General features: G+C 35.2%; 7 protein-coding genes, 1 rRNA gene and 1 pseudogene. 2 read left to right on the top strand and 7 right to left on the bottom strand.

Annotated elements, in window-relative coordinates:
- Together BUB48_RS16975 and BUB48_RS16970 are read right to left on the bottom strand one after the other, a co-directional pair.
- Positions 1 to 202: ribosomal RNA gene (locus BUB48_RS16975) — 16S ribosomal RNA — on the bottom strand; the annotation flags it as partial.
- 585 nt (positions 203 to 787) lie between these two features.
- Positions 788 to 1,090: a hypothetical protein gene (locus tag BUB48_RS16970; RefSeq protein WP_073028046.1), complete on the bottom strand. Its 303-nt coding sequence runs from the start codon at positions 1,088 to 1,090 to the stop codon at positions 788 to 790.
- Positions 1,091 to 1,286: 196 nt separating this feature from the next.
- Between BUB48_RS16970 and BUB48_RS16965 the strand changes: the two genes are divergently transcribed.
- Positions 1,287 to 3,359: a sigma-54 interaction domain-containing protein gene (locus BUB48_RS16965; protein WP_073028043.1), complete on the top strand. Its 2,073-nt coding sequence runs from the start codon at positions 1,287 to 1,289 to the stop codon at positions 3,357 to 3,359.
- 84 nt (positions 3,360 to 3,443) lie between these two features.
- Positions 3,444 to 3,863, top strand: a complete 420-nt coding sequence (locus BUB48_RS16960; RefSeq protein ID WP_073028040.1) for an NUDIX hydrolase — start codon at positions 3,444 to 3,446, stop codon at positions 3,861 to 3,863.
- Positions 3,864 to 4,116: 253 nt separating this feature from the next.
- On the opposite strand, the gene glnA is transcribed toward BUB48_RS16960, so the two are convergent.
- The 5 genes and pseudogenes from glnA to BUB48_RS16935 form a co-directional block, all read right to left on the bottom strand.
- The gene (glnA, locus tag BUB48_RS16955) at positions 4,117 to 5,550 is read right to left on the bottom strand and encodes a type I glutamate--ammonia ligase (RefSeq protein ID WP_073028038.1); all 1,434 of its coding nucleotides are present in this window, start codon (positions 5,548 to 5,550) and stop codon (positions 4,117 to 4,119) included.
- Between the two features lie 231 nt (positions 5,551 to 5,781).
- Positions 5,782 to 6,051, bottom strand: coding sequence for a pro-sigmaK processing inhibitor BofA family protein (locus tag BUB48_RS16950; RefSeq protein ID WP_073028036.1), 270 nt, complete (start codon positions 6,049 to 6,051; stop codon positions 5,782 to 5,784).
- Positions 6,052 to 6,157: 106 nt separating this feature from the next.
- On the bottom strand, positions 6,158 to 6,418 hold the full coding sequence (locus tag BUB48_RS16945) for a YaaL family protein (protein WP_175548459.1): 261 nt from the start codon (positions 6,416 to 6,418) through the stop codon (positions 6,158 to 6,160).
- A 169-nt stretch (positions 6,419 to 6,587) separates the two neighbouring features.
- Complete coding sequence (locus BUB48_RS16940) at positions 6,588 to 8,591, bottom strand: methyl-accepting chemotaxis protein (protein ID WP_073028033.1); 2,004 nt, start codon at positions 8,589 to 8,591, stop codon at positions 6,588 to 6,590.
- Positions 8,592 to 8,851: 260 nt separating this feature from the next.
- A pseudogene (locus BUB48_RS16935) lies at positions 8,852 to 9,229 on the bottom strand (pyruvate:ferredoxin (flavodoxin) oxidoreductase); the annotation flags it as partial.

Raw genomic sequence — 9,229 nt, 5'->3', positions numbered from 1 at the left:
CATGCGAAACTCTAATTTCATGCGGTATTAGCACCGATTTCTCGGTGTTATCCCCCTCTTTAGGGCAGGTTGCCCACGTGTTACTCACCCGTCCGCCACTAAGATGATAAAATAGCAAGCTATCCCACCATCTCCGTTCGACTTGCATGTGTTAGGCACGCCGCCAGCGTTCGTCCTGAGCCAGGATCAAACTCTCATGTTAATTCTATTTAACCTACGACTTCCGTCATAGCTTCTACCTAAATTAACTCTTCTTTGTTCAATCCTACTCAAAAGAATTACTTTCATCTAGTACTGTTTAGTTTTCAAAGTCCATTTCTCTCTCTTCGTCAGCTCACCGCGCCGACGAATCTTATATTATCACGCATTTTGCAAACTGTCAATATGTTTTCGACATTTTTATTTTATATCTTAGCATTAAAATATGCTGTCGACATTTTGCTTCATGCTTTGACTTGCTCCCTGCCGAAGCAGGAATTTTATTTTATCATGTCTCAACGTACCTGTCAATATGTTTTTTATTGGATACTTTCTTCCTTTAATCCTGTCAGCTTACATAGCCATTTTTTACGTCCTGTTTGCGACAGGAATTTTATATTATCATGTTCTATCCAAAGTGTCAAAAGGTAATTTCTGCTTATGGTTTTCTGCATAACAATTTAAATATCCATCTCATCGTATAGCTTTAGAAGCTCACTTTATAATATTTTCATCTGCGATACACAACGCTATGATACATTGCAGCTATATAATTGCATGCATAACCATCTATTTAATTTCATGCTTCTTAGGATTCTTCATTTAAGTTATATATTGCATTTATACCATCATATATGGATAAGTTTATAGGTTTTTTTTCATCCTTATATATTTCCTCTATCTTATCACATACTGCATCTATTTCTGATTCATTCAACGGTCTTATGGATAAGAAAAATATATCCTTTGAATCCTCTGCATCTCCTACTATCATATTTCCATCAAAGCCTGCCAGACCTTCACCGGTATCAAAATTTATATTTCTTATTTCAATATTATTGTACTTATCAGGTTCTGCAATAATAACCCTGTCCTTTTTCATATCTTCCATTACAAAATCAATCCTTTCTGCATTTTCTTTATACCATTTTATATTATTTGCATAAAAAGCCTTCTATATTATTTTAAAATTATAATAAAAGGTTTTTATTCGAGATATTTTTAAAGCTTCTACCATTGTGTTATAATTCAATCAAAATCAGTATTAAATTATGTTCCATAACAAATACTTTATGGAGTGAGAAAATATGAAAAAGCTCATTACAATTCTTGGAATAGATGAAGAGATCTGCGTGTTTTTCAGAAACGAAATATTGAAAATTTTCGGCGACCTGTTTGAGGTGGATTACAGAAATCGGGATATGGAACCTTTGCCTCCCATAACAGCTTCTGATCTCATATTATATACGGATCCTGAAATGCACAATGAATTCATTTCAATAATAAAATGCAATGCTCCCACTCTCATGATGAAACGTACTATAACACGAGAAGCGTTAAGAAAGATAAAAAGCATTCCTCCTGGCAAAAGCGCCTTGGTTGTAAATATAAATCAATATATGGCTAATGAAACTACTGCTTTAATCTACCAGTTAGGTGTATCTGATGTAACTTTATATCCCTATTGGGAAGGAAAGCCAACTTATCCTGATGTAGATTACATAATAAATGTAGATCCTCGGAAGTATTCATTTCTACCGCCCATCAATGCAGAAGTCATAATAATCGGCCATAGAGTTTTTGATATATCAAGCATAATTGATATTTTATCCATTCTTAGAGTAGAGAAGGAAAGATCCGAGGAAATCATCAAAAATTATATGTTTAAAGTACCTTCCTTCTTGCATGGATTGCAATCAACCTATGATAACAAAAGCGTAATGGCAGCTCAGCTAAACATACTGTTAGATCAGCTGTCCAACGGTGTAATCGTAACAGATGCTGCAGATATGATTGAATTTGCCAACAGCAAATCTGTAGAAATATTGGGCATACCCATGGACAAACTGCTCAATCATTCTATTTACAGCTTATTTAGCGGAAATGAAAAAATAGATGCAATTTTAAATAATAAAGAATTAAAGGATGAGCTCATAAAATACAATGGCAATGACTTGGTTCTTTCCATGAAATCCGTGGAACGGGAAAACAATTACTATGGAAAAATAATAATGATAAACCCATATTATGAGATGATTAATACCCAGCAAAAAATTCATAAAAAGATTATAGGCAAGGGTTATTATTCAAAATATGACTTTTCTGATCTAATAACAAATGATCCTGTGTTGATAAGAACAAAAGAAATATGCAAACAGATAGCATCATCGGATTCCACAGTGCTGTTGCTGGGAGAAAGCGGCACCGGCAAGGAGCTTTTTGCAGGTTCCATACATAATAACTCCAACAGAAAGACCCAGCCTTTTGTGGCAATAAACTGTGCTACATTGCCGGAAAACCTTCTGGAATCGGAGCTTTTCGGCTACGAAGAAGGAGCCTTTACAGGAGCTAAAAAAGGTGGAAAGATTGGTCTCTTCGAACTTGCCAATAAAGGTACGATTTTTTTGGATGAGATAGGAGATTTGCCGTTAAATCTCCAGGGAAGGTTATTACGAGCTTTGGAAGAAAAAGAAATCATGCGAGTTGGAGGAGATTCCATCATATCTGTAGATGTGCGAGTCATTGCCGCTACCAACAGAGATTTATTGAAATTGGTGGAAGAAGGCAAATTCCGCCACGACTTGTTTTTCAGGCTAAATGTATTTCAGATTACAATACCTCCCTTAAGAAAACGCTATGAGGATATAAAGGTCATAACAGAACATTATCTAAAAAAATGGAATAAAATGAGGCATATTTACAATGACTTTCAAATATTCTGCAATAATTACAAATGGCCGGGCAATGTAAGAGAACTGAAAAACGTGCTAAATTATATGACCACCATATCCAAATCCTATCTTGCCTTTGATAATCTCCCTGATTATCTCCGAGTGAGGGATTATTATGTTAATGGAAAACATACGGGTGAGGAATTGGTGCTTAAGCTTATATATTATGGCAATAAGATTGGCATAAACACAGGAAGACGCACACTTCACACGCTTTTCAATAAGATTTACTATGAAATATCAGAAATGGAAATAAGAAAACTCATCGACAAGTTATCAGAGGATGAAAAGATCGAAAAAAACATAGGAAGGGACGGCAATTCCATAACTTCCACAGGAATAGACTTTTTATTGAATAATAACTACATAAGAGAAGAAATGGACTACGAATTTGAAGATAAGGTAAAAAATGCCGTTAAGGTATTTTGACGTTTTGCTGAAAAAATAAAATATAGCAAAGCATTATAATTAACTAAACTTTTTGGGGTTCAATTTAGAGGGGGAAATATAAATATGGATAGACATTTTACAGTTTCGGTATTTATTGTTCATAAAGATAAAGTATTATTGCAATCACATAAAAAGGCTAAAAAGATACTTCCTTTGGGTGGTCATATAGAAGTTAATGAATTACCAGAAGAAGCGTGTATTCGTGAAGCATACGAAGAATCAGGTTTAGAAATAAGCCTATATAACCCAGTAAACAAAGTATTAAAGAAATCCTGTGAATTAACAGTAGAAAAACTATTAATAAATCCTATGTACACAATTTTGGGTGAAATAACAACTCCAGAGCATTGTCATATAGACTTTGTTTATTATGCAACTACAAAATCTTATGAAACAAGACCAGCCAATGGAGAATCTAATTTACTCAAGTGGTATGCTAAAGAAGAGTTAAAAAATGCTGACAATATTCAAGTAAATATTTAAACAATGGCTAATGAAGCATTAGAATTATTAGGCGAAAAATAGATTATTACAGAATGTGCTTTGAATAATAATTAAGGGAACTTTTTAACAAGTTCCCTTAAAATATAACATATTATCAACACCATTCTTTAACAGAGCCTATTTTTATAATGCATTACAAATCATAAATCTCCAAAGACTATATTTTGTCAAATGCATTTCAAGAAAAGACTTATATATTTGTTATAAAGGCTTAAATTGAAAACCTCTTCTCTTATAGGTCATAGTAAAGAGCGAATTCAGCGGGATGAGGATATTTATTGTAGGCTTCGCTTTCGGCTCTCTTCTTCTTGATCCACAGTTTTATCAATCTTTCTGGGAATACACCGCCGCGAGTGAGATATTCATGGTCTTTTTCCAATGCATCCAAAGCTTCATCTAGGTTTCTGGGCAGCGATTTAATCTTAGCTTTTTCTTCATCAGAAAGATCATATAAATTAAAGTCATATGGTCCCCAGCCATTTTCAGAAGGATCGATCTTGTTTTGTATTCCGTCTAAGCCTGCCATCAATATTGCCGCATAAGCATAGTATGGATTGCATGTTGCATCAGGATTTCTAATTTCAAAACGCTTCTTGTCAGGAGACTTAGCATAGGCAGGTATACGAATCACCGAGCTTCTGTTGGCTGTTGCAAAACCTATGGTTACCGGTGCTTCAAATCCAGGTACCAAGCGCTTATATGAATTTGTAGACGGATTGGTAAATGCACACAGGGATGGCACATGTTTCAACAAGCCTCCTATGAAATATAGCGCTGTGTCGCTCAAATTTGAATATCCATTTTCATCATAGAATAATGGTTTTCCGTCTTTAAACAACAGAATATGAACATGCATTCCATTGCCTGCTTCTCCGAAAAGCGGTTTAGGCATAAATGTGGCAGTCTTTCCTGCAGCCACTGCAGCGTTCTTTACAATATACTTAAGTATCATGGTTTTATCTGCCATTTCTGTCATAGAGCCAAGCTCAACTTCTATTTCAACTTGTCCTGAGCCACCTACTTCATGGTGATGATATTTAACATCTACTCCCCATTCCTTAAGCAATAGGCACATTTGACTGCGGAGGTCATATGTAATATCCTGAGGTGCAGATATATGATATCCTCCCTTCTTAGGAACCTGGTAGCCGAAGTTTTGCTCATGATCCACTCCAGTGTTCCATTCAGCTTGAGCAGTATCAATGTGATAAAAAGCTCTGTTTGGCTTATTTTCAAAGCTTACATGATCAAATAGATGAAATTCAAATTCAGGGCCGATTATCATCTTATCGGCTATGCCAATCTCTCTCATATATTCCTCAGCTCTTAATGCAACATTGCGAGGATACTGATCAAAGGGTCTGTTATGAGGCTTATCAATAATGCAGACATCCCCTGTCATGCTGAGAGTTGGCACATCAACAAAAGGATCAATGGCTGCAGATGCAAGATTGGGTATAAAAACCATATCGCTTTTCTCTACAGGAGCATATCCGTAATTGGAACCATCAAAGCCTATACCATATTCCATGGTTCCTTCATCTAATCTCTCCGCAGGAATTGTTATATGACGCCATCTGCCATCCAAGTCTATCATCTTAAAATCTATCATTTTTATGCCTTTTTCTTTGCAGAAGCTTTGAGCTTCCTTTAATGTCTTAAACATATAAAAACCTCCTCTTACATATAATGTTTGTCAACTTATAATAAAGCAAAACACATGCCAAAAATTATACTAGTGAAATACCCATAAAAAAAGGTTTTTAGCATAAATAAATGGGATTAGCAAGATGATTTTCATCTCACAATCCCATTTATTTATGTCGTTTTATATTTTTATGATCTTGAGCCTCATTGAGTTGATTTAAATCTTAGGCAAATTATCTTATCCTGTAAACTATAGAAAGTATTGAAGGAATAAAATCAGCAACACTCCAGGTACACCCAGGAAACCTGCAACTAAAGCTGTTATGGGGTTAATTGCTATGTTTATACCGATAAATCCGCCGAAAACATTTAGAAAGAATAGTATGACCGCTCCTATAATGCCATTGATTATGAATTTGATTATTATTCTAATGGGCATCACCAACAACATGCCTATTATGTATATTGCACCTATGGCCAAAAACACGGCCAATATTGTAAAAATATCTATTTGGGGCATATTAAGCCTCCTCCTTTTACTGTAACTTGGCCAAAACTCAGCTACATAATATATATTTCTTTATATATAAAATATTACACAAAATTACAGTAAAAGAAAATATGAATTATAGATCTAGTTTTATTCCATATTGTTTTGCTTGTTTTATCATATAAACATATTTTGACTTTGCAGCTTCCATTTTGTAAATAGCGTGGTCAACCAAATCTTCTTCCACCACATTCTCAAAATAGTTTTGCGCATCATACCATTCCTGACGAGCCTTAGCAATAGCCGCAAAAAACTCCTCATAATTATTTTTCTTTTTTTTCCTTACTAATCTAGGTATTATATTTAAAAACTGTTTTACCTCTAAATTTGATGACAAAAAAATGCCTCCTCACATTTTTCTATTTATATATAGCATATCCATATTATAGAAAAATATTCAGAGGCCTTTGCTAAAAACCATTACAATATCTTTATTTTTAAATCAGTTACAGTTCCCCTATGCTCAATCAACATAATTATTCCATTCACTTACTTTATGTACATAGCTATATTTTAAAACTCAAAACTGCTTTTTCCAAAGCATCAGATTTTTCTTTTGCTGATTCTGCCAGTTTCATAACATTATAGGACATTTGTGCCACAATTGACGAATCCTCAGCTATATGAGAAGCTCCTCGAGCTCCTTCGTTTGAGGCATTGGCCATCTCATCAATCGCCTTGGTCATACTTTGTATGGAAGCCAAAAGTTCCTCAGAAGTAGCACTAAAATCAGATATGATATTGCTAATGGCAAATGAGCTTTGACTGTACTTCTCACTAGCTCCCGCAAGATGTTCATAATCTTTCAACACTCTATGATCAATAAACTCCAGAATCTCACCGGAACTTGAAGAAAGGTTATCCACAGCTTCTAATATCACCTTGGCAACTTCCTGTATCCTTGTAACTGTGCTCTTCGAACTTTCTGCCAGTTTACGGATTTCTTCAGCAACAACCGCGAAACCCTTTCCTGCTTCACCTGCTCTAGCCGCCTCAATAGCTGCATTAAGTGCAAGCAAGTTGGTTTGTGAAGTTATATCTAAAATCGCTTCGGATAGTTCATTGATTTGGTTTACAGCTTTTGATTGCTCAATGGCATTTTCCAGATCAAATTTGGTCCTTCCGTAGATCTCAAGGGTCTCCTCCTTAGATGTTGCTACCCTTTCTTTCATGTCCTGAGCCATATCATTCACATTGCTTGCTACTACAACTCCCTCTTGAGCTTTAGAGGCTATGGATTCTGCAGCTTTTTCAATTTCTGATGAGGTAGCATTCATTTCTTCTGTTGATGAAGCTATTTCCTCTGTTGATGCGGATAGTTCTTCTGTAGTGGCAGATATGGCCTCCATATTTCCATTGAGCTGTTCCATTTTATCATTAATACTAATAAGCGCTTCCCTTACATCCGATGATCCTTCTATAACATTTTTCAAAATACTTTTTATAGAATTTTGCATAGTATAAATCGAGTTTGCCAAAACACCGGTTTCATCTTTCATGTTAAGCAGCCTTTGAGGAATTTCATTAGTAAAATCTCCTGAGGCTACAACACTAATATAGTTAGAAGCCATCTTTATAGGTTTTGATATACTCGTGGCTATGAGCAATGTAATAGCCATAGCTACCACGAAAATGATAATAGATACAACAACTATCATCATTGCAAGATTGTCTACATGAGCCATAACTTCAGATTTTGGTGCTGTTATGGCTAATGACCATTTTGTACCTTCTACCGGTGCAAAGCCCATGTAGTTGGTTTGACCACGGAAAGTATATTCTCCAACACCTGCTTTTCCTTCTATCATCTGCTTTTCTAAATCAACCATGGATTGCCACTCAGGATCATCTTGAACATAATCAAAAGCATTAAACATGTTTAAAACATATTCACTATCATTAAAGGCTATCGTAGTACCTTTTTCATTTATCATGAATGCATATCCGCTTTCTCCAAAGCTTATGTCAGCAACAATATTGCTTAATTCATTTCCATCACGGGCTGCTACCAGAACTCCTATTATTGAATCATTATCTTTAATAGGAACACCGTAGCATATTATCACATTGTTGTTAATCTTGCTTACAATAGGATCTGATACGGTCCTTTCTCCTTTCATAGGGCCTTGAAAATGCACTCTGTCAGAAATATTGGCACTTTGTCCATCTGTATATATAATGTTTCCTTCTAAGTCTGCTATACCTATCCTTATATGACCGCTTCTTTTTGCTTCACCCTCCAATATTGCCAATTTTTCTTCCAGTGATAACTCATTGCTTTTTATTATATTATTTTCTGCCAATACCTCTAGAGCATTTAGCTGGGTTTCGACCCTTTCATGAACAACCTTGGCCGCCTCTTTCGCCAATTGAGATAAGGATTTGTCTATATTGTCCGATAATGCAGTAGTTGATGCTACATAAGATATGACTCCAAGCCCTAGGCAAACAAAAAATAATAATACACCGAATGTTAAGATTAATTTTGTTTTAATACTTGTTAGTTTCATTCTGCATACCTCCCGATAGTTATTAAAATTTTTGAGGCATTAAAACCAAGGAAGTTTTTATTCATAATTCGACAACATTTCCTTTTCGTGCCTATAATTCGACATTTTTTCCTTTTTCCTTCATGAATTTTCAAAAAAATGACCAAAGTTATTAAATTGAATTGCTATTATCACTTTACTCCCATTATAACCAGCATTTGCATGGCAAGAACATTTGAAAAAATCAAGGCAGATCACCAATGATCTGCCTTGATTTTTCACTATTGTCCTAACTTAGACATATTTAAATATTTTTCATACTTCTCTTTTGCATCCTTTTCTGCTTCCTTAAATAACATATCTGCCGTTTCAGGGAAGGTCTTTCTTAAGGATGTATACCTTATTTCTGAGTTTATGAAATCCATGAAGGATTCTGTCGGCTCCTTTGAATCCAATTGGAATGGATTCTTTCCTTCTTCCTTTAATCTTGGGTCAAATCTATATAAATGCCAGTATCCTGATTTTACCGCTCTTTCTTCTTGTCTTATGGTTGTTCCCATGCCGCTTCTTATTCCGTGATTGATGCATGGTGCATAGGCTATTATTAGTGATGGTCCATTGTAGCTTTCTGCTTCCTTGATGGCCTTGATGGCTTGATT

It is taken from the genome of Lutispora thermophila DSM 19022, from assembly GCF_900142105.1.
Classification (GTDB): domain Bacteria; phylum Bacillota; class Clostridia; order Lutisporales; family Lutisporaceae; genus Lutispora; species Lutispora thermophila.
The sequence above is the reverse complement of the archived record's forward strand: the minus strand, read 5'-3'. Positions and strand labels throughout refer to the sequence as shown.